This is a genomic window from Gordonia sp. VNK1 (assembly GCF_040049135.1).
GTDB classification, from domain to species: Bacteria; Actinomycetota; Actinomycetes; order Mycobacteriales; family Mycobacteriaceae; genus Gordonia; species Gordonia oleivorans.
Genome location: NZ_JBDZDJ010000026.1, coordinates 24,641 through 45,656, shown reverse-complemented (window position 1 = coordinate 45,656; position 21,016 = coordinate 24,641). Strand labels below are relative to the sequence as shown.

Here is a 21,016-nt window from a genome sequence, read left to right as displayed (position 1 = left end):
ATCGAGAACGTGCGTTCCCACGCTCCCGACGTTTCGGCTTGACCGAACGTCGGTCGGGTGAACACCGATGAGTGGCGCGCTCACCACCGCCGACCGCGACCTCGGCCGCGGCGTTTGCGCTCACGGCGTTCCTCACGACGCCGATACTGCATGTGATCGAGCTCTTTCAGCCCCGCGCGCACACGGATGTAAAGCTCTTCGGGCACAAACCATTTCCCGCCCTCGAAGCGGATCCACCCTTCGGCCACGAACTCGTCGAGGGCGGCCCGGACCCGGTTGGGGTCGGCGTAGAAGTCGGGGTCGTCCTCCGGCAACTCGTCAGGATCGAACTCCTCGAGTCGCGATTCGAAGTGCGCGACGTCGGGCGGGTTGGGGCCCAGCGCTTGGTGGACGAGATCGCGCAGCTGCTCTTCCTCTTTCGGAAAGAGCGCCGCACTGTTCGAGTCGAGGCGATAGGCGATCCAGTCCGCCATCGCCTCGCGGATGTCGCCGATCGGCGGTCGATCACCCCGCCACGTCGACGCCGCCGCACCGCGATGCACCTTTCCGCCTCCGGCGCTGATCAGATCGCGGCGTAGCGCGAATCGCCAGAGTTCGCCGGTGAGCGAGTCGGGCATCGGCAGATGCGCGTCGAGATCTTCCCTCTCGACGGCGAATCGCCCCTGCGGGTCGGTGTCGCGGCCCTTGCCGATCCACCGAAGCAATTCCAGCAGGCTGCGCATGGGTTCGACGGCGAGGTAGACCCGCCTCTCTTCCTCGATGACCTCGGGCAGGCGGTCAGTGATGGTGCGATCCAGCGCCTCCCGCGCATACGCCATCGATTCGGTGGTGCCCGTCCACTGCTCGTGGTCGCCGAGGAACACCAGCATCGTGTGGAGTCCCACGCCGAGCTCCCCACCGAACTCTGTGGTCGCAAGTGACTCGACCTGCATGGCGCGCTCGAGCTCGACCAGGAGATCGGCGTCGGCATGCGTCCACGCGGTCGGATCGAAGCCGGGATGTGCCGTGGCGGCCGCCCGGAAGGCGATCCGCAGGAGTCGCGTCACCTGGTCGGTGCGATCGGCGTCGAACTCGGGAATGGTGACCTTCACCCACTGTGCATGTGCGGCGAGCAGGTCGTCGAAGCGTGTGCGGTCTGCGGTCGAATCGTCCGGCATGGTGTTCGACGGTAGCGGGATCTGACCACGGCGTGCACGGAGCCGCGGTCGTCGACTGCTCGTTCCGTCTCAATCGACCACGTCGGCGGAGGAAGCCGGTGGATCAACCGAACACTGCTCCGGCCCGGCGATGTAGTGAAGCAGAGCCTCGTTCAGAAAACTCGCAGCTTCGGTGAATGGGCCGTCATCGTCCACGGACACGGTGTCGTGGATCGCCTTCACACCGTCGAAGGCTCCCACGAATACCGTTGCGGCAATAGCCGGATCGACGTTCGGTGAGACCGCTCCGATCTGCTGTGCCTCGCGAATCACTGTGGCCACCAGATCGATCCAACGATTCGTCAGTTCCGCCGCACGTCGATGGGTGGAATCCAGTTCCGTGAGATTGCGGGTCAACTTGGAGACCGACCAGGTATCGGGATCTCGACGGTGCACATCGACAATTGCCGGAAGCAGAGCGGCAAGTCTGGCAGAACCCGGGGCAATCGTACGAATGCTGTTGTCCACCGCGGTGATCCACGCTTCGTGTTTGGATTCCAGTACTGCGACCGCGAGTGCCTCCTTGCTCTCGAAGTGGAAGTACACCGCGCCCTTGGTCATACCCGTCGCAGCGACAATCTCGCTCATTCGCGCACGGTCGTAGGTACGAACAGCGAATATCCCGGCCGCGGTGTCGATGATGTGTTGCCTGGTGGCCGCCCCCTTCAGCGAGGGGCCGGGGGGTCTACCGGGCATGCGCGGTGACGCGTCGTCGCCCACCGTGCGCCTCCGTTCTGCGATCGCCCATTGCTACCGCCGTTCGAGAGTGTAATACTTGGACGTAATTATTAATACCGCGCGGTCGGTTTAATTAGGAGGTCCATTCGATGGTCAACTCGGCCACAGAACTGTTTTCCGGCAAGAGCGTTCTGATCACCGGCGCATCGTCGGGCATCGGACGGGCCTTCGCGTACCGGGCCGGAGCGGCCGGGGCATCCCTTGTCCTGGTCGCCCGACGGACCGAGACTCTGCACCGAATCGCCGACGAGCTGCGCCGCGAGTACGGGGCAGCTGTCGTCGTCCTCCCGAGTGATCTGGCCACCCCCGGCGCGGCCGTGCGGCTCTGGGAGGCACTCCGGGACCAAGACATCAGGATCGATGTGCTCGTCAACAACGCCGGTATCGGGATTCACGGTGACCTCGGCGCCGGTTCCGTAGCGGCCGTGACAACACAAACCCAGCTCAACATCACCACGCTGGCGGAGCTGACCGCGCTGGCGTTGCCGGACATGCTCGCCCGTGACGCCGGGACCGTGATCAACGTGGCCAGTACCGCCGCGTATCAACCGGTCCCACACATGGCGGTCTACGCGGCCACCAAGGCTTTCGTGCTGTCCTTCACCCGCGCGGTGTGGGCCGAAACCCGCAACACCGGTGTCCGGGTCCTCGCCGTGAGTCCCGGAGCAACAGACACGGAATTCTTCGATACCGCCGGCGACGACGCATCCCTCGGCAACCGTCGACACCCCGACGACGTCGTCGACAGCGCACTCGCCGGGTGGGCGCGCGGTACCCACAGCGTCGTTGACGGATGCTCCAACGCATGGCTCGCCAACCTCGCGCCCCGACTACCGATACGAGTCGCACTCACCGCCGCAGAGCGATCCGTCCGACCCAGCGCAACTACGTAACCCCATCTGCTGCAAGGAGTCCACCATGTTCATGCGTCAGTTCGCCGACGCCGCCGCAACCGCGGTCAACAATCACGACGCGCATGCGGTCGTCGCCCTGTGGGCCGAGCCCGCCACCTACACCTCACCGTTGACCGGCCCCCAAGAAGGTCTCGACGCACTCTACGCGCGCGAAATTGCCCTGTTCGAAGGCTTCCCCGATCTCCGGGCGACGATCACAGTGCTCGATGACCAGGGTCGCACCGGAACCATGCTCGTCCACTTCGACGGAACCCACGACGGAACCTATGCGGGGCACCCCGCCACCGGCCGCACCATATCCATGGAGATGATCGCCGTGGTCACCTTCGATGAGTCGGGGCACGTGACCGGCGAGCGCGTCTTCCTCGACAGCATCGACATCGCCACGGCATTCATCGATACGCAATAGCCGACTCGGCGCCAGACGCAGGCGCGAGATCGGGCGCTCCATTGATCGCGGCCGGCACGTAACCGTTTGGGCAGATGACGTGGCCGGCCCGGATGTCGGTGGGCGTCGGTAGGCTCGCACTGTTTCTGATGGGCTCGGGTTCTGATGCGTTCGGGAGGAGTGCGGTCGTGGCGATGCGCTGGGGTCGGTCGCGGGCGGACAAGGCGGTCACCGAGTTCGCCGACGCCGCCCGGGCGGCGATCGCGGCCAATGGCGTCAGCACCCGTGATGCGTCGCTGCCCGATCGCGTCGCCCGCTACGTCATCGACGGGGACGACCTCGGGGTCATCGCGGCCATCCGAGCCGCCCACCGTGGGGGCTGGTCGTCCGACTGGAAGCCGTCTCAACGCGAGCCCCGACGCACGATGTACCGACTCCTCGACTCGGTACCGCCGGAGGTCGGGCTGCGCTGGGCGCACGTGCTCACCGCGTTCGGGCACTGGGGGCTGACCCTGGCGCCGATCGCCGGTGGCGACTGGGCCGAACTGCTGGTCGACGACATCGGCAAGTGCTTCCGGTGGGGCGCGCTGCAGGATCGCGAGCCACTCCCCTGCACCTACGCCGGAATCGAGGCGATCATCCTCGCCGGCGGTGGACGTCGCGGGGAACTGCTGGCCGCGATGTTCTCCTACAGCCCGCTGACCCCGCCGCAGGGAAACACCTTCGGCAGCTTCACCATAGGGCCGATCTCCCGCGCATACGCGGGCCTGTTCTCCGGGGCCCGATCCATCGTGTGCGCGATGAGTGACTACCGGCCATCGGTCGCCGCTCATGCAAGCGAATTGTCCGCTCTGGCACTGCATCCGGGCAAGGGCGGACCCACCATCATCGAACTCCTCGAGGCCCTCGACGACGACGGCCTACGTCCGTTCGCGCCGGCCATTGCGGAGTTCCTGACCGGCACCAGTACCACCCTCGCCCTCGCCGCCGAGAAGTTGGCCGGGCGGTGCCCGCCGGCGGAACTGACTGCCGCACTGCAGGACCGCGCCGTCGAGGGCGCGGGTGGCCAGCAGCTCCGCGCGCTGCGCGCCCTGTGGAAACTGGGGTCCCGGAGTGTCGAATCGCCGCAGGATACGCGTTCGTGGGCAATGGATTTCGTTGCCACCGCAACGTCGGCGGCGGCGAAGGCCCTGGCCCGGGAATGGGCGGATCTGCCGGCCGCCGGTCCGTCGCCGGGGTCGACCGCGTCGGCACCCGGGCCGCGAACCGGCACACCCGGGGCGTGGCAGATCGAGATGACGCCGGCACTGCGCACCGCACTGCTGAAGTTCCAATCCGACATCAACGTCGAGGTCGACGCGAAGATCCGCGAGTACGAGGCCAGCGAGTACCCGAAGACCCGGGCCGTCGCGTCACAATACCGGCAGTTCAGCGACAACAACCTCCGAGCCCTCATCGCGACGCTCACCACGGCGGGCCCGCCGTCGCCGAAGGACACACCGCGCGACATCCGGGAGCAGCGAGCACCGTGGGGGCTGGGCATGCCCGACACGCGAGCCATCGTGAAGCTCGGTGGGACAGCCGATCTCACCGCCGAGGCGATGCTGACCGTGCTGTCGTTCGTCGACTCTCTGCGGTACCCCGCCGGCGAGCGGACACTGACCTGGGAGTCGGTCGACGCGCTGCGCGCCATCGCCCAGCGGTCGTGGGGCGGAGACCAACCCGGCCTCACCCTGACCCGGATACGCGAGCTTCTCGATCAGTTGGGCCTGGCCGGGAACGACCTCGTCTTCGAGGCGTACTCGGGCTTCGCGCGCGGCCTTCCCGATGCGGCGCTGACCGATTTCGTCGAGTCCAATCTGTCACGCTTCGCCGGGTTGCTCAACGACCCGCCGAGTTACTACACCAACGACCGCAAGCCCTACCTCGCACTGGCCACTCTGCCGGCGCTGCCCGCCGATGTGGCCGACACGATGTATCGGGTGGCGCTCGGCACCAGCTCCCGCAATCGTGAACTGGCCCAAGACACCTTGGCCGACGACCCGCAGCGCACGGCCCGCCTCAACACCGCGCTGCGGGCAAGTGACGCCGACACCCGCGCCATCGCCGCCGCCTGGCTCGGCCGTAGCGGGACGCGCGACGACATCGCCGAGCTGGAGTCGGCGTATCACGCGGAGAAGACCGAGCGGGTGTCCCAGGCTCAGCTCGATGCCCTTGCCGCACTCGGGAATCCGCCATCGACCTATCTGAACCGGGACACCCTCACCGCGGCCGCCGCCACGGGGATGCGCAAGGGACCGGCGCCGCTGATCGCGTGGATCGACTGGGACACACTGCCACCGGTGCGGTGGTCGGGCACCGACGAGGTGGTCGACATCTCGATCCTGCAGTGGCTGCTGGGTTCCGCGGCCAAGCTCAAGTCGCCCGAACCCACGGTGGCGATCCGCTACTACTGCGCATTGTTCGATGCCGACGGTGCGGAGCGGTTCGGTGATCACCTGCTGAACGTCTGGATCGACGTCGACCATCAGGGCGGCTTCGGCGGGCAGTCCGTCTCGGCGGTCAAATGCAAAGGGCTGCTCGCTATTTGCGCGGCCACCTGCCGGGCGAACGCCGCACCGATCGCCGAACAGGAGATCCGCGGACGCTACGGGTACGCCGCGTCGCAGTGCCGATCACTGCTGGGCATGCTGGCGTGGATCGACCAACCCAACGCCATTCAGCTCGTGCTGTCCATATCGACCAAGTTCCGTACCAAGGGAATTCAGGACGAGGCCCGCAAACAGGTCGACGCACTGGCAGCCCGGCGTGGCTGGACCCGCGCGGAGTTGGCGGATCGGACGGTACCCGACGCGGGATTCGGCGCCGACGGCACGCTGGTGCTCGACTACGGCCCCCGGCAGTTCACGGCCCGCATCGGCGACGACCTCAAGCTCTACCTCTCCGGCCCGGACGGCAAACCGGTCAAGGCACTTCCCGCTCCCCGCGTCACCGACGACGATGCCCGGGTCGCGGAGGCCAAACGTCTCCTGAGCGGGGCCCGCAAGGCGGTCAAGACCCTTGTTCCCCAACAGGTTGCCCGTCTCGAGGAGGCGATATACGCCGAGCGGTCCTGGCCGGTGGACGATTGGGAACGCTACCTGCATCGGCATCCCATCGTCGCCATCCTGTGCCGACGGCTGGTGTGGGCCGAACTCACCGCCGACGGAACCCTCCGGCGGACCTTCCGCCCACTCGACGACGGGACGCTCACCGACTCGGACGACGACGAGGTGACACTGGACCCGGAGTCGCACGTCACGGTGGTGCGCCCGGGACTCCTCGACGGTGCGCTCACCGAAGCATGGCGCACGCACCTGTCCGACTACGAGGTGACGCCGCTGTTCGATCAGCTCGGCGAACGCTACGAGCCCGCCGCCGATCACGATTCGGCGCAGACGCTGACCGCGTTCGAGGGGCACCTGTTGGAGGCCTTCACCCTGCGGTCGATGGCCCGCAAGCTCGGCTACACCCGCGGCGAGACCGGTGACGGCGGCGTCTTCTTCGACTACGTCAAGACCTATCCGTCACTGGGACTTGTTGCGGTGCTGGGGTTCTCCGGAAGCCAGCTCCCCGAGGAGAACACCACCGTCGCGCTCACCGAGATGTCCTACCGCAGTGTCGAGGATGGTTCCCCGGTCCCGCTGCGCGACGTGCCGGTCCTGCTGCTCGGCGCCGGCCATCGTGATCTCGCCGCGACCGCCGCGGCGGGGCCGGGTTACGACCCGAACTGGCGAACGAAGGTGAACTACGCATGAGCACATCGCCGCAGGGCACCGGATCGGTGGTACGGGCACCGGCCGAGGAGATCTACGCCGATCAACTCGCCCGGCTCGCCGAGAACGACGCCCATCCCCGACCCGCCGGATGGACACTGTCACCGAAGGCCGTGCGGGACTTCATCATCGGCAACCCCCGACTGGACATCGCGCCGAAGTTCCTCGGCGACAACGCCCTCGTCGAACGATGCATCGTGACCCTGATGAGCAATCGGGCGCTGCTACTGGTCGGTGAGCCCGGAACGGCGAAATCGATGCTGTCGGAACTGTTGTCGGCGGCGATCAGCGGGACGTCGGGGCTGGTGGTGCAGGGCAGCACCGGGACCACCGAAGACAAGATGCTGTACTCCTGGAACTACGCGCTCCTGCTCGCCGAAGGGCCGTCGCGACAGGCATTGGTGCCCGGGCCCCTCTACAGTGCGATGGCGTCCGGGGCGATGTGCCGCTTCGAGGAGGTCACGCGGGTGCAGCCGGAGATCTCCGACTCGCTGATCGGCGTGTTGTCCGAGAAGGTCATTCACGTTCCCGAGCTCGACAACGACGACGGGCACCTGCTGGCGCAGCAGGGCTTCAACGTGATCGCCACCGCCAACCTGCGTGACCGCGGCGTGCACGAGATGTCCAGTGCACTCAAACGGCGGTTCAATTTCGAGACGGTGCAACCCATCCGGGACCGCGAGGTGGCGGCGCAACTCATCACCGCCCAGACCGCCGGGCTCCTTGACGCGGCCGGCGTCGACACCCGGCTGGTCCCCGACGTGGTGGGTCTGCTGGTGGAGGTGTTCGACGATCTCCGATCCGGCCGGACCGCCGACGGGGTGGCCGTCGAGAAACCCGCCGCGGTGATGTCGGCGGCCGAGGCGGTCGCGGTCGGCTATTCGGCGGCACTCGACGCCCACTATTTCGGGGACGGCACCGTGGGCGGCGAGCATGTCGCACGGCAACTCATCGGCACCGTCCTCAAGGACAATGCCGACGACGCCTCGAAACTCGATCAGTACTTCGACGTCGTGGTTCGTGGCCGGGCGAAGAAGCAGAAGACGTGGTCGGCGGCGCTGGCCGCGCACCGAGAGTTCCGGCGCTGACGGCCTCCGGACATGCCACCGACATCCGTCGACGCGGCCGCGGTTCACCACATCGCGGCACGATTGCTCAGCCCCGAGGTGGTGATCCTGCCGGTCCGGCACCACTCACCCGCCTGTGCGCTACAGGTGCGTCGTGCCATCGAAACCCTCGGTCCCGCAGCCGTTCTGGTGGAGGGCCCACGCAGCTTCACCCCCCTGATTCCCGCACTGACCAGCACGCAGGCACACGCACCCCTCGCGGTGTACACCTACCTCGACCCGACGGGCCGCGCACCCGAGGCACCCCGTCTGGGCGCCTACTACCCGTTCTGCGACTTCTCCCCCGAACTGGTCGCACTGCGTGAGGCGACGCGGCGCGACATCCCGGTACGGTTCATCGACCTCGAACTCGGGGAGCAACACGCCGTCAATCGAGCCGGCGAGGAGGTGATCCTCCTCGACGAACACCACTTCCGGCTCAGCGACGGATTGGCCCGACTCACCACCGACCTCGGCTGCGTCGACGAGGAAGACCTGTGGGAGAACCTCTTCGAGAGCGATGCGCACACCACGAGCCTCACCGATCACCTCTCGCGGCTCACCGCGTACTGCCTCCTCGCCCGCGCCGACGCCACCCCCGACCAGTTGCGCGCCGACGGTACCGCCGCACGCGAAGCCGAGATGACCTGGCATGTGCGGCAGGCGATCTCCGAGTTCTCCGGGAGCGGTCCGGTGCTGGTGGTGGTCGGCGGATTTCATGCGGTGGCGCTTCCGGATCTGCTCGCCGACCCGCCTCCGCGGCCGTCGATCACTGCACCGGCCGCGCAGGCGGCGCTGGTCCGATTCTCCTTCGACCGCGTCGACCGCATCAACGGGTACGCCGCCGGGATGACAGCCCCGGCCTGGCACCAACGCGTCTGGGATCAGCTGGCCGCGGCGGCACCGCCCGCCGACCCGCGGGCCTCCTCCGCCCGGGCCGCACTGCTCGACATCGCCGACGAACTCGACCGCCTCGGTCGGCGCCCCGCTCAGCCGTCGGTGACCGACGCCTACACCCACACCCTCGGGCTGGCATCGCTGCGGGATCATGCCGGGCCGTTGCGCTCGGACCTGCTGGATGCGGTGCGTGCCACCCTGATCAAGGGTCACGTCGACGTCGAGGGATCGGTGATCCTCGACGCCGCCCGACAGGCATTGTCCGGCAATCGGATCGGCGCCCTTCCACCCGGGGTGGCGGCACCGCCGTTGGTCGCCGACACCCTCGACCGCCTGCGTCGTGCGCGTCTGGCCGTCGATCAGCCCGGCGCGTCGACGGTGTCGCTGTCGGTGTATCGCACACCGTCGCACCGCGTCGCCAGCCGACTCCTACACGGACTCACCGAACTCGACGTGCCGTTCGCGACGTGGATCGGTGGACCGGACTTCGTCGCCGGCACCGACCTGCACCTGATCACCGAGCAGTGGCGCTATCGGTGGTCGCCGGGTACCGAGGCCGCGCTGGTGGAGGCGTCGCGTTTCGGCAGTACCCTCCCCGACGCGGTCGCCGCCTGCTTCGATGCGCACCTCGTCGACCTCACTGCGGCCGGGCGGCATCATGATTCGGCGACGAGCGCCGGGTTCCTGATGCGGGCGTGCCGGCTCGGCCTCGTCGACCGGGCGCAGCGCGTGCTCATCGTGGTCGCCGACGACCTCGGCGCCGATCCCTCGTTCTGTGGAGTGATCGCCGCGGCCACCAGCCTGGCTCTGCTGCGGCAGGCCCGCGAACCGCTCGGCGCCGAGAACCTCGATGGCCTCGGCGAGCTGCTGCAGACCGCCATCCGGCGCGCCCTCTACCTGGGGCGGCTGATCCCCGCCGAACCCGCGACCGACGTCGTCGCGGCACTGGTCGCGCTGCGTGAACTGGTCGCCGAACCCGACGCAGATGACGCCGCGGCTGCCGGATTGTTCACCGAGGTGATCGCCACCCTCGCCGAGGTGCACAACGATGCCCACATCCGGGGCGGTGCGGTCGGATTGTGTTACGGGGCAGATCTATTGGATGGTCCGGCGGTGGCCGGAGTGCTCCGCGGAACGCTGGCGGGCACGCTCGCCCCGGATGCCGCGGTGGCGTTCGTCGCCGGACTGCTCAGCACGGCTCGCGAAACACTCTGGCAGGAACCGGAACTCGTCGATGTGCTCGGCGACGTCGTCACCTCATGGCCGGATGAGGAGTTCATCGCCAGACTTCCCGCCCTGCGGTTGGCGTTCGCCGAGCTGACGCCCCGGGAGACCGATCAGGTGGCGCGGGTGGTCGCACGACGTCTCGGCGTCGCCGACCTGGGGCCGCTCGACCGGGGCGAGTTCGGCGCCGCGGAGGTGGCGGCGAACGTGGCGGCCTCGCGGCTCGCCGCGGATCTGCTGATCGCCGATGGTCTCGGCGAGTGGGTCGGTCATCCGGGAGCGCCACGATGAACGAACTCGATCGGTGGCGGCTGATACTCGGCCGATATGCCGAGGAACAACTCGACTCGGCCACCGAAGGGTCGGTCGCGGCGCGGCGGGCGGCCGCGCTCGACGAGCTCTACAGCCGGGCGTATCGCGGTCGAGGGGTTCGGCTCGACGACGGCACCGACGGCGCCATCGGCCCTGGTAACGGCGACCCGTCGGACCCTCGCCTGGTCGAATGGCTCGGCGAGGTCCGCGATCTGTTCGGAACCGAGGTCTCCGAGGTGATCGTCGAGCACGCCCTCGAGCGTTTCGGGCTCACCGGCATTCTCGCCGACCCGGTGGTGATGGAGTCACTGCCGGCGAGTACAGATCTCCTGAAACTGCTTCTGGTGCTGCGTCGTTCGCTTCCCTCCGCGGTCGATTCGCAGCTGCGGCGGATCGTCGCGGAGGTCGTCGCCGACATCCGCCGGCGCCTGGAGCCGGAGATCCGTCGAGTCCTCGCCGGTACGCAGCGGTCCTTCGGGCATTCGCCGCTGCCGGTGGCCGCCAACTTCGACATCGCCGGGACGGTGCGACGCAACTTGGCGCATTACGATCCGACGTCGCGCCGGCTGGTGGTCGAGGAGCTACTGTTCTTCGACCGCAAGAGCAAGCAGGTCCCGTGGGATGTCATCGTGTGCGTCGATCAGAGCGGCAGCATGGCCGAGTCGATGATCCACAGCGCGGTGATGACCGCGATCCTCGCCGGACTGCCGACCCTGCGGCTGCGGCTCGTCGTCTTCGACACCTCGGTGGTCGATCTCAGCGATCACGTCGACGACCCGATCACCACCCTGATGTCGGTACAACTCGGCGGTGGCACCGATATCGGTGCGGCACTGCGGTATTGCCGGACCCTTGTCACCAACCCGCACCGCACCGTGCTGGTGCTCGTCACCGACTTCTGCGAGGGCGGTTCGCCCACGGAGCTCTACCGGGTGACCGCGGGCCTGGCCGGCGACGGGGTGCGCCTGCTCGGGCTCGCCTCGTTGGCCGGGGCCGACGCCACCACGCCGTTCTATGACCGGGCGATCGCGGCGCGGCTCGCCGAACACGGCATGCACATCGCGGCGCTGACCCCGCGGCGGTTGGCCGACTGGCTGCTGGCGGCCACGTCGTGAACCAGCTGATCGGCATCTACCGCCGCATCGATGACGCCATGTGGACTTCCGTCGCGAATGCGGGCCTGCTGCGCCGCGCCCGCAAGGACCTCGCCACCCTCCACCCGGAGATCGTCGACGAGACCGATGACGCGCTCACCGTGGCGCTCGACGCCGTGCGGGTGACGCTCGATGCCGGTGGTCCGGCGACCGCGGTGTGCGATTGCCCGTCCACCGGGGTGTGCCGCCACATCATCGCCGCCGGATTGTGGTTGGCCGCGCTGGAACCGGACACGCCCGACAGTGCTGGTGTGGCAACGGAATTGGCGGCGTTCGACCGGGAGTACCTGCTGCGGCATGCGGGCCGTGCCGGTTATCGGTGGGCCCGTGATCACGTGGTCACCCTCGATGCCGACCACGTGATCACGCTCGACGATGGGTCGATGCAGCTGACATTGCCGGGTGTGATCCTGCGGTTTCCGGGTGGTGAGCTGACCGCGATGACCGCCGAACCGCCGGTCGACGATCTGCCGCGGTGGCAGGTGTGCGCGGTCCTCAGTTATCAGCGGTCGGTGGGTGTGTCGGTGGGTGATCCGGGTCCGCTGGAGCCGACACCCGCCGAATGTCGTCGCGCCGCGGAGCATCGGCAGATGTATGACCGGGTGCGCCGGCTCTTGTGCGACATCGTTTCCGCCGGGACCGCGCACATGTCGGCGGCCACCGTTGAGCGCTGTGACGCCGCGGCCATCACCGCGCAGACCCAGGATCACTTCCGGCTGGCGGCATCGCTGCGCAGGCTCGCGGCGGGGGGCCGCGCCATCCTCGACCGCACCGCGCGGGCCGGCGACGAATCGCTGTTCGCGGAATTGGCGTGGTGTCTGACGCTGGTGTCGGCACTGGCGGCCGCACCGTCGCCGCCGGAACGCCTGCTCGGTAGCGGCCGCACCGGGTACCGCGAGGTCGGGACGCTGGAACTGATCGGGCTCGGCGCGTATCCGTGGCGTGCGGACTCCGGCTATCTCGGACTGACCGCGGTGTTCTGGTGCGTCACCCGATCGGCCTTCCTCACCTACACCGACACCCGCCCCGCCACCATCGACACGTTCGACCCGCGCGCGCAGTATCGGCGTCACGATCCGGTGTGGACGGGCCTGTCGTCGGTGTCCGCGGCGACCGGGGCGCGGGTCCTGTTGTCGGAGGCCAAGATCAACGAGCAGGGACGACTGTCACGGTCGGCGGAGTCGCATGCCGTGGTGACGACGCTGGATCACCGCGACATCGTGGCATCGCTGCCGGTCATCGACGAGTGGACCGCGGTGGCCGGCTCCGGGCGCGGACGCGCACTGCTCGACCCGCCGGAACCGCATGGCGACTGGGTGGTGCTCTCGCCGAGTGCCACGGGGATCGGACGCTTCGACCCGATCGGTCAGGTGCTCACGCGTCCCGTGTTCGACACAGCCGACCGCTCGCTGGATCTGCGTCTGACCTACGACGAGGTCACCGGCCATGCCGTCGCCCGGTTGGATACCGATACCCGATTGCCGGCAGGCGGATTGATCGTCGGGCGGAGAAATGCGGTGGGTGCCGGCGCGGACTCGACGTCGACGGTGATGCCGGTGAGCGTCATCGATGCCGACGCCACTCGCACGAATCCGGTTGACGCGCTCCACTTCGACCCGGCGTCGACAGACCCGTCGGGTGAAGCGCTTCCGGCGGCACCGACCACGCGGCCGGCGCCTCGCACCGCGACAACGGCGCTGCTCGACACGTTCGCGGGCCGGCTCATCGGCACCATGGAACGCGGGACCGGCGGCCGGGGCGCTCGCGAACTCGACGATCTCGACGTCTGGCATCAGCGACTCGACCGAGCCGGTTTCGGCGTGTTTCACGTGAAGCAATCCGATGAGGTGGACGGTGTCGGCGGGGAGGAGCGGCTGCTGCGGTCGTATGCGGTGCTGTTGCAGGTGCTGCGATCGCGGACGACATGACGTCAGTCGTGGCGACGCCCATGCCCGTCAGCCAGCTTCGCCTGCAACCACTCCGGCTGAAGCTTCACATCGCGCGGATACTTCTTCGCATCCGTCACGTACGCGATCGGATCAACCGGAGCTGCCCACTGTGGCTCATCGTCGTAGTTGAATTCCCCGTCGATACCTCCGGACGGATCGACCCGCAGTACCGCGGAGAACCACGTCCCCAGCCCCGGCTGATACATCGCGTCACGCATCGCGGTGAGGGTGTCATCGTCGAAACCGCCACTGGGGGCGATGTTCTCCGAACGCCCATTGCCCCAGTCGACTCGGGCATGGATCTCCTGGAGTGCCACCAAACTCACTCACCCAGACGATCAGGAAAGAGGCACCCTCGGGAATCTCTGCCGCCGCCATGCGCCCGAACGCAACCTGCGCCCTCTGCAGCGCAAGAAATGAACCACCGTCGACCCCCATCTCGGAGCCCCCTTTACGTACTCGCCGAACTCGCAGCGCTCTCATCGGCACGCACCCGATCGATGGCGATGACCAACGAGATGATCATCGGCTCGAGGGCATCGTCGAAGACGTCGACTTCATAGGTGTCGGCCCACGACAGGAGTTTGCGGTGGATGCGTGCCACCTGTTGCCCGCCGCGCTGCACCGTGAAGTCCATGTCCCACCAGTCGCCGGATACCTGCAGTTCGGCGCCGTCGATGGAGTAGCGGGGCTTGAAGAAGCTGAACTCCTTACGGATGGTCGCGACCACCATGCCGCCCATCTCGACGGTGAACCGCGGCAGGAAGCTGAACACCGTCTTGGTGATGTCGGCCACCGGCGCGCCGGCGACGTCGGTGACCGCGAAGGTCTTCGGAATCTTCATGAAGCTGCCCTCGACGAAGTAGCGGGGCTGCTGCCTCTCGTCGAACACGGTGAACTTGCCGCCCACCGAGAAGATTTTCTGTTTGATGAAGAGTGTGGACATCATTGCCTCCCGGGAGTCCTGACCCACCTTAGGGAACGCCTGGCGTCCCCCACCCCCGCTCGTCATTCAGATACAGCTCGATCAGACGATCATTGACGCCGTCGATGTCGAGCGCATCGGGACCACCATCGATCAGCAGCATCGGCACGTACGACGACCGCTCACCCCACACGGTCTCGAGAACCACGCGGTACCGCTCCACCTCGCCGTCGTAGCGATGGGTGTAGGCGATGACGGCATCGCCGACACTACGCATCATGCTGACGCTCATCAGATCGGCAGCGAAGCCGCCTCGTTGCGCGAGGCCGATCAGGCCGTCCGGTGCGGAGTCGAGCGGCGTAAGGAACTGGCCGTCCCCGTCGATGAACTCGTACTCGCCGATCGCAGGGCGACCGAACAGGGCCTGGATGACAGCTGCCAGACCGGTGAGTCGCATCCAGTCCGGAACCTCCAACCGGCGCCACTGACGTGGCGACCCGTCCGGCCAGAGGAGTTCGATGCCGAGTGTCAGGGTCAGTTCGTCGTCGTAACCGTCGTCATCGTCAAACAGGTCATCGTCATCGTCGAACAGCCCGCCGTCATCGTCGTAGCAGTCATCCACATCGGATATCTCGATGCCACGACCGGCCATCTCACCGGTCGAGGCGACACCCGGCGACTCCGCCATGGACACGACCGGGACGACCCGCCGATCCGACCGCGCGGTCCCGCTCTTGCCCCCGACCTTTCCCCGGCGCTTGGCCTTGCGCCGATCACGCCGTGCCTTCTTGTCCTGCGATCTGATCCCCATGACCGAGACCATAGAACCCGACACCGACAATTCGGGCGCGGCGAATCCGGGCACCGGTACGTCGGCGACGTCGGGCACAATCGGCGACGATGACCGACCCGTTCCGCCCACCGCCACCACAAATCCCGATTCCGCCGCCCGATGCCGCCGGCGGCAGTCCGCGGCGATCGCCGATCTGGCCGTGGCTTGCCGGCGGCGCTGCATTCGTGCTGGTCGCGATCATCGTTCTCGCGGTCGTGCTCGTCGGAACCTCGGGCACGCCGGACTCGGAGACCGCCGCGAATCCCTCGGCCAGCGGTGCGGCCACGACGCCGTCGACGACGAGTTCTGCACAGTCCGGGTCGTCTCCACAGCCCGAGTCGTCCACGCCTCCGTCGTCCGCTCCGCTGTCGCGTACGGCCTCGCCGCAACTCGTCACCGCCTGGACCCAACTGCAGACACTGCCGGTGAAGGGCCGAGCGCCCAAGACCGGCTACAGCCGCGAGCAGTTCGGACAGTCCTGGACCGACGACGTCAACGTCGACGACGGACACAACGGATGCGACACCCGAAACGACATCCTGCGCCGCGACCTCGACGACGTCGTCCTCAAACCCGGCACGAACGGATGCGTCGTCGCGTCGGGAACCCTGCACGACCCGTATACCGGTACGTCCGTCCCATTCATCCGGGGCACCACGACGTCGTCGGAGGTGCAGATCGACCACGTCGTCGCGCTCGCCGACGCGTGGCAGAAGGGCGCCCAGCAGCTGACCCCCGAACGCCGGGCCGACTTCGCGAACGACCCGCGGAACCTGCAGGCCACCATCGGCCGGGTCAACCAACAGAAAAGTGCCGGCGACGCCGCGACCTGGCTACCGCCCGACACCGCCTACCGATGCACGTACGCCGCGCGGCAGATCGAGGTCAAGGCCGCCTACGACCTATGGGTGACCGCCGCCGAACGTGATGCGCTGGAACGCATCCTCCGCGGGTGCGGCGTCGGGGACTGACGAGGCGGCGACTCCCACTTCCTCGTCCGTGGACTCACCCTGGCATCCTGCCCACCGGCCTCGGGGCCTACCCGGCGTCAAGAACGACCGTCATCGGGAATGGTGATCGCACCGTCACCTCGCCGCTGGCCTGGTCACCGACATATCCCTCGGGCCCCAACCTCAGAACGGTGAAGGTGATCGGGGCATCAAGGTCGATGATCCAGTAGTGGGCGATACCAGCGTCGGCATACTCACTGCGCTTCATCACGTGATCGGTGCGCCGCGAGCCCGGCGAGACGACCTCAACGGCCAACACCACCTGATCACCAGTGATCATCGAGTCATCGGCATCGGTACGCCGGACAATCACATCAGGAATCCTCACTGTCGCCGGCGTGGCCGCGTCGATAACCACCTCGACCTCTTGCAACGCTTCGAAGCCTTCAGGAAGCTGCGCGGCCAACTGCTGCCACACTCGAGACGCGGCGCGGGAATGTGCCGGGGTGGGACGCGGAGAAACGATCGCCAGGCCTTCCTGAAGCTCGACTCGCTGCTCGGGCGCCTCCGGCAGCCCACGCCACTGCTCCAGCGACATCAGCTGGGGATACGCGGCAGCGGTCATGACCACGATTCTAGGGCGTGTCTCCCATTGTTTCTGCGAGGGATTGGCGGAATCGATTGGTCTCTGGCAAGGCGGAGGAGGGAGCAATAGCGGAGCTATTGTGACCGACGACAACGCAGCCAGGGGGCAATCGAGCCGCCAAGACCCGCAAAGGGCAATGGGAGACACGCCCCCAGAGTCCGGTCGCGGCGCGCGGCGGCTCTTTGAGCCCCATCACCTATCGACCCTGTCGAGGCCGCCGGTGAACACGCTGTCGGTGAACACGATCCGGCCCGGTGGCGCGCCGATCCACTCACCGCAGCCGAGCGTGATGCGCTCGAACGCATCCTCCGCGGGTGTGGCGTCGGGGACTGACGAGGCGCTCGACTCTCAGTCGTCCCTGCCCCGTCGCCGGCCATACCCGCAGGCCACCAACCTCGGTAGCCCATTCAAAGGAAAAGTTGCGGCGGCCTGAGCACATTGTCGGTGTTGTGTGACAGCATTCGTGCTGTGTCGACTCCCCCCAATCCGTTCGGGCCCCCTCCCGGCGGTCCGGGCGCGCCGCCCCCCAGTGGCCGCGGTGCCGCGCCGTTCGGCGGCCCGTCACCCTACGGCGGGCAGGCCCCGACCAGCGGTGGTCAGTCCCCCTTCGGTCCCGCTGCCGGCGGTGGTGGTCTCCCCGGGGGAGCACCGATCGCCCCGTCGACGCCGTCCTCCACCGCGCCGGCCGGCCCACCGACGGTTCTGCTGATCGTCGCGGGCGTGATCGCCGCCGTCGGCATCGTGGTCGGCGCGGTGTTCTGGGGCAGCTGGATCGCCGGCATCGGCTGGCTGTTGGCCGGCCCGGTCGCGATCGGCGTCGTCGCCGTCTTCATCGCCAAGGACACCGCTCGCCGCGCCGAACCGATCTACCTGCGCCCCGGCTGGATCACCGCCGCCTACGCCGTGGTGATGGTGCTCGTCGCGGCCGGCGTCATCGTCGGAGCGCTCGGATTCGCATTCTGGATGGGTCGCCGGTGAACGCAACTGTCTCGACCGCGGCCACCCGCCGCCGTCGTCTCCGCACTGTCCCGATCGTCGTGCTGGTGGCCTGGCTGCTGACCTCGATGTTCGCGCCGTCCATGGCGAATGCGGCACCCGCCGACGACGCCAACGCCGGCGTCAACCGCTTCGGTGCGTGTCTCGCCGCGCAGCATTCCGGACAGGTGCTGCTGCTCATCGACGAGTCGCGCAGTCTGCAGCAGACCGACCCGCAGGCCGCCCGCGTCACCGCCGCGAAATACCTCACCGAACAACTGGCCGACTTCGCGACGTCGACCGACGCCAACCTCGACATCGCCGTATCCGGATTCTCCGACAGCTACCACAACTACCTCGGCTGGACGAAGCTTCAGGGCTCGTCCGTCGGCACCGTCAACTCGGCCATCGACCAGTTGGGCAACGCGAACAACGGGCAGGACACCGACTACTGGCTCGCCCTCGACGGCGCCCGGCAGACCCTCGCGCAGAAGCGGCCCGCCGACGCGAACGTGCAGGGCTGCCAGATGATCGCCTGGTTCACCGACGGTGAGCTCGACTTCACCCCGCGGTCCGGCGTCACCAAACCCTACGCGCCGGGACAGTCACTGGACACCGAGGCCGACCGCACCGCGATGATCGCATCGGCCCAGCAGAGCATCTGCCGCTCCGGCGGCCTCGCCGATCAGCTCCGGTCGTCAGGCATCGTCACGATCGCGATCGGGCTGTCGGCCAACGAGGGACAGCAACCGAACTTCGACCTGCTGAAGTCGATCGCCACCGGTGAACCCACCTCGACCGGACCCTGCGGTGACATCCGCGAACCGGTGCCCGGTGATTTCTATCCCGCGTCCAACATCGACGACCTGCTGTTCGCCTTCGACAACCTGTCCACGCCCGGCCAGCCACCGCTCACCCAGGAGACCGGCGCGTGTGTGGTGCGGGTCTGTGAACAGGCAAAACACCGCTTCGTCCTCGACAGTGCGGTCGGTTCGGTGAGCATCCTCGCCGCCGCCGACCGGTCAGGTCTGGTGCCGGTGCTGATCGCGCCGAACGGCAGCGAGATCCGTATGCAGCCGTCGTCGCCGAACAGCGTCACGCAGGGCGGGGTGAAGATCGACTACCGGTTCCCGTCCGACAAGTCGGTGTCGATCCAGATGTCGAACTCGTCGGCGCAACTGTGGACCGGCGTGTGGGCCCTGGTCTTCCTCGCCGACAGCGACGAGGCCGCCCGCACCCGCTCGAGCATCCACATCACCGGCGATCTGCGCCCGGTGTGGACCGGCGAGGACACCACCACCCTGCACTCCGGTGACACCGACATCCCGATGTCCTTCGCCATCCAGAACACCGCCGGCAATCCCGTCGACGCCGCCGGCCTGCCCGGCACCGCCGCTCTGACGACGACACTGGTCACCGCATCGGGCAAGGAGATCCCGATCGCGGCCAACGTCGGCAAGGACAAGATCACCGCACCGCAGCGCCTGAACCTTGACGGTGTCGACCCCGGGCGGGCCACCCTGCGGATGACCCTGGCCGTCACCACCGCGTCGGCGCGGGACTCCACCGGACGCACCGTGCCCGGCACCGAACTGTCGCCGTCGACGGTGGACCTGCCCGTGGTGATCAGCCCGCCGGTCGGCTACCCGACCATCGCCGGCCGCGTCGACTTCGGCACCATCACCGGGGCCGGCAGCGGCACCGCGGCACTGTCGATCACCGGACCCGGATGCGTGTGGCTTAATGCCTCCCAGCCGCCGAAGTTCCTGGCCACCCCGGACGACGCCGGCACCCTCACCGTGGGCGCGAACGCGTCCGCGCAGGACGCGTGCGTGAAGGTCGACGAGGGCCAGACCGGCAACCTGGATCTGACCCTGACCGCGCCGAACGCCGTCAACGGCACCGCCAACGGCACGGTGATCGTGATGGTCGCCCCCAAGGACGGCTCGGGTGAACCGCTCCCGGTGGAGGTGCCTTTCACGGTGGCACTGCAGAAACCGTTGAACACCACCAACTTCATCGTCACGCTCGTCATCGCCCTCATTCTCGGGCCGCTGATCCCGCTGCTGCTGCTCTATCTGGCCAAGTGGTTCACCGCGCGGATCCCCGGACATGCGTTGCGCGCCGAGCAGTTCCGCATCCGCCTCAACGGCACCACCGTGGTCCGGGAGAACGGGGCCCCGTTCGCGGTCGGCGACACCGACTTCGTGCGGCTCGTCCCCGGACTCGACGGACCGGCCCGCCGGATCGACCTCGGGGGCGTGGTGCTGCGCACCCGGATCGGCAAGTCGCCGTTCGGCGCCGGATTCGTCACCGCGTCCGCACCCGGGATGGCCGGCGCCGCGGGCAAGGCCGCCCAGTGGTGGGGCAAGACCCCGGACGCGAGACTGCCTCTCGCGGTCCACAATTCGTGGTTCATACTGCACGATCCGCGGGGTCCGGAGCAGTCGGCGACCCTCGTCATGCTCGTCGGCGGGGACGCCGACCGCAGTCGCATCGATCAGCTGGTCCGTGAGGTCAACGAGTCGGTGCCGACGGTGCTGCCGCGCCTGCGGGCCAAGGCCCTCGAACGACTCGGCGACGACGCCCCGCCACCGAGTTCGGGTCCCGACGTCAACCCGTTCGGTGGTGGCGGAGCTCCCCCGGGCGGCGGACCCACCCAGGGCAACCCGTTCGGCGCGTCGGGCGGTGCTCAGCCGCCGGGGCAGGGTTACGCCCCGCCGACTCAGGCCGGACCGGGTTATGCGCCACCGACGCAGGCCGCGCCGCGACCGCCGGGCCAGGCATATCCGGGGCAGGGACATCCGGGGCAGGGGCATCCGGCACCGAACAATCCCTTCGGTCCCGGCTCGGCGGGCCCACCGCAACAGGGACCGTCGGGTCCGTTCGGACCGGGGCCGTCCGGAACCGGCCGCCCCGGCAACCCGTTCCAACCCTGAGCATCCCCCTGATCGTTGTCCCCTGAACCGTTTGTCACCGAGGTAAGGACACCACT

The 21,016-nt window shown here is 68.0% G+C and carries 16 protein-coding genes; 10 read left to right on the top strand and 6 right to left on the bottom strand.

Annotated elements, in window-relative coordinates:
• Positions 1-80: 80 nt before the first annotated feature.
• Together ABLE94_RS23080 and ABLE94_RS23075 are read right to left on the bottom strand one after the other, a co-directional pair.
• The gene (locus tag ABLE94_RS23080) at positions 81-1,157 is read right to left on the bottom strand and encodes a hypothetical protein (RefSeq protein ID WP_348810027.1); all 1,077 of its coding nucleotides are present in this window, start codon (positions 1,155-1,157) and stop codon (positions 81-83) included.
• Positions 1,158-1,226: 69 nt separating this feature from the next.
• Positions 1,227-1,892, bottom strand: coding sequence for a TetR family transcriptional regulator (locus ABLE94_RS23075; protein ID WP_348806970.1), 666 nt, complete (start codon positions 1,890-1,892; stop codon positions 1,227-1,229).
• 131 nt (positions 1,893-2,023) lie between these two features.
• On the opposite strand from ABLE94_RS23075, the gene ABLE94_RS23070 reads away from it, so the two are divergent.
• The 7 genes from ABLE94_RS23070 (at position 2,024) to ABLE94_RS23040 (ending at position 13,672) form a co-directional block, all read left to right on the top strand.
• A complete protein-coding gene (locus ABLE94_RS23070; RefSeq protein ID WP_348806942.1) occupies positions 2,024-2,827 on the top strand; it encodes an SDR family NAD(P)-dependent oxidoreductase in 804 nt (267 codons plus the stop codon).
• A 25-nt stretch (positions 2,828-2,852) separates the two neighbouring features.
• A complete protein-coding gene (locus ABLE94_RS23065; protein WP_348806941.1) occupies positions 2,853-3,257 on the top strand; it encodes an ester cyclase in 405 nt (134 codons plus the stop codon).
• 74 nt (positions 3,258-3,331) lie between these two features.
• Positions 3,332-7,033, top strand: coding sequence for a DUF4132 domain-containing protein (locus ABLE94_RS23060; RefSeq protein WP_348810026.1), 3,702 nt, complete (start codon positions 3,332-3,334; stop codon positions 7,031-7,033).
• Entirely contained in the window at positions 7,030-8,139 is a 1,110-nt protein-coding gene (locus ABLE94_RS23055) for an ATP-binding protein (RefSeq protein WP_348806940.1), read from the top strand. The genes ABLE94_RS23060 and ABLE94_RS23055 overlap by 4 nt, the downstream gene beginning before the upstream one ends.
• 12 nt (positions 8,140-8,151) lie before the next feature.
• The gene (locus ABLE94_RS23050; RefSeq protein WP_348810025.1) at positions 8,152-10,569 is read left to right on the top strand and encodes a DUF5682 family protein; all 2,418 of its coding nucleotides are present in this window, start codon (positions 8,152-8,154) and stop codon (positions 10,567-10,569) included.
• Positions 10,566-11,705 carry a VWA domain-containing protein gene (locus tag ABLE94_RS23045; RefSeq protein ID WP_348806938.1) on the top strand — a complete coding sequence of 380 codons (1,140 nt, stop codon included), beginning with the start codon at positions 10,566-10,568 and terminating at the stop codon, positions 11,703-11,705. The genes ABLE94_RS23050 and ABLE94_RS23045 overlap by 4 nt, the downstream gene beginning before the upstream one ends.
• Positions 11,702-13,672: an SWIM zinc finger family protein gene (locus ABLE94_RS23040; protein ID WP_348810024.1), complete on the top strand. Its 1,971-nt coding sequence runs from the start codon at positions 11,702-11,704 to the stop codon at positions 13,670-13,672. The genes ABLE94_RS23045 and ABLE94_RS23040 overlap by 4 nt, the downstream gene beginning before the upstream one ends.
• 2 nt (positions 13,673-13,674) lie before the next feature.
• Here ABLE94_RS23040 and ABLE94_RS23035 read toward each other — a convergent pair whose 3' ends face one another.
• From ABLE94_RS23035 to ABLE94_RS23025, 3 genes are all read right to left on the bottom strand, one after another.
• Positions 13,675-14,019, bottom strand: a complete 345-nt coding sequence (locus ABLE94_RS23035; protein WP_348810023.1) for a hypothetical protein — start codon at positions 14,017-14,019, stop codon at positions 13,675-13,677.
• Between the two features lie 125 nt (positions 14,020-14,144).
• Positions 14,145-14,642, bottom strand: coding sequence for an LURP-one-related/scramblase family protein (locus tag ABLE94_RS23030; protein ID WP_348806935.1), 498 nt, complete (start codon positions 14,640-14,642; stop codon positions 14,145-14,147).
• Between the two features lie 25 nt (positions 14,643-14,667).
• Positions 14,668-15,429 (bottom strand): hypothetical protein, encoded by a 762-nt coding sequence (locus tag ABLE94_RS23025; protein ID WP_348810022.1) that lies wholly within the window; start codon positions 15,427-15,429, stop codon positions 14,668-14,670.
• An 89-nt stretch (positions 15,430-15,518) separates the two neighbouring features.
• On the opposite strand from ABLE94_RS23025, the gene ABLE94_RS23020 reads away from it, so the two are divergent.
• Positions 15,519-16,421, top strand: a complete 903-nt coding sequence (locus tag ABLE94_RS23020) for an HNH endonuclease family protein (RefSeq protein ID WP_348806933.1) — start codon at positions 15,519-15,521, stop codon at positions 16,419-16,421.
• A gap of 67 nt (positions 16,422-16,488) precedes the next feature.
• Here ABLE94_RS23020 and ABLE94_RS23015 read toward each other — a convergent pair whose 3' ends face one another.
• Positions 16,489-17,025, bottom strand: a complete 537-nt coding sequence (locus ABLE94_RS23015) for a Uma2 family endonuclease (protein WP_348810021.1) — start codon at positions 17,023-17,025, stop codon at positions 16,489-16,491.
• Between the two features lie 489 nt (positions 17,026-17,514).
• Between ABLE94_RS23015 and ABLE94_RS23010 the strand changes: the two genes are divergently transcribed.
• Together ABLE94_RS23010 and ABLE94_RS23005 are read left to right on the top strand one after the other, a co-directional pair.
• A complete protein-coding gene (locus tag ABLE94_RS23010; protein ID WP_348806931.1) occupies positions 17,515-18,024 on the top strand; it encodes a hypothetical protein in 510 nt (169 codons plus the stop codon).
• Positions 18,021-20,960, top strand: coding sequence for a vWA domain-containing protein (locus ABLE94_RS23005; RefSeq protein WP_348810020.1), 2,940 nt, complete (start codon positions 18,021-18,023; stop codon positions 20,958-20,960). The genes ABLE94_RS23010 and ABLE94_RS23005 overlap by 4 nt, the downstream gene beginning before the upstream one ends.
• The last annotated feature ends 56 nt before the right edge of the window (positions 20,961-21,016 follow it).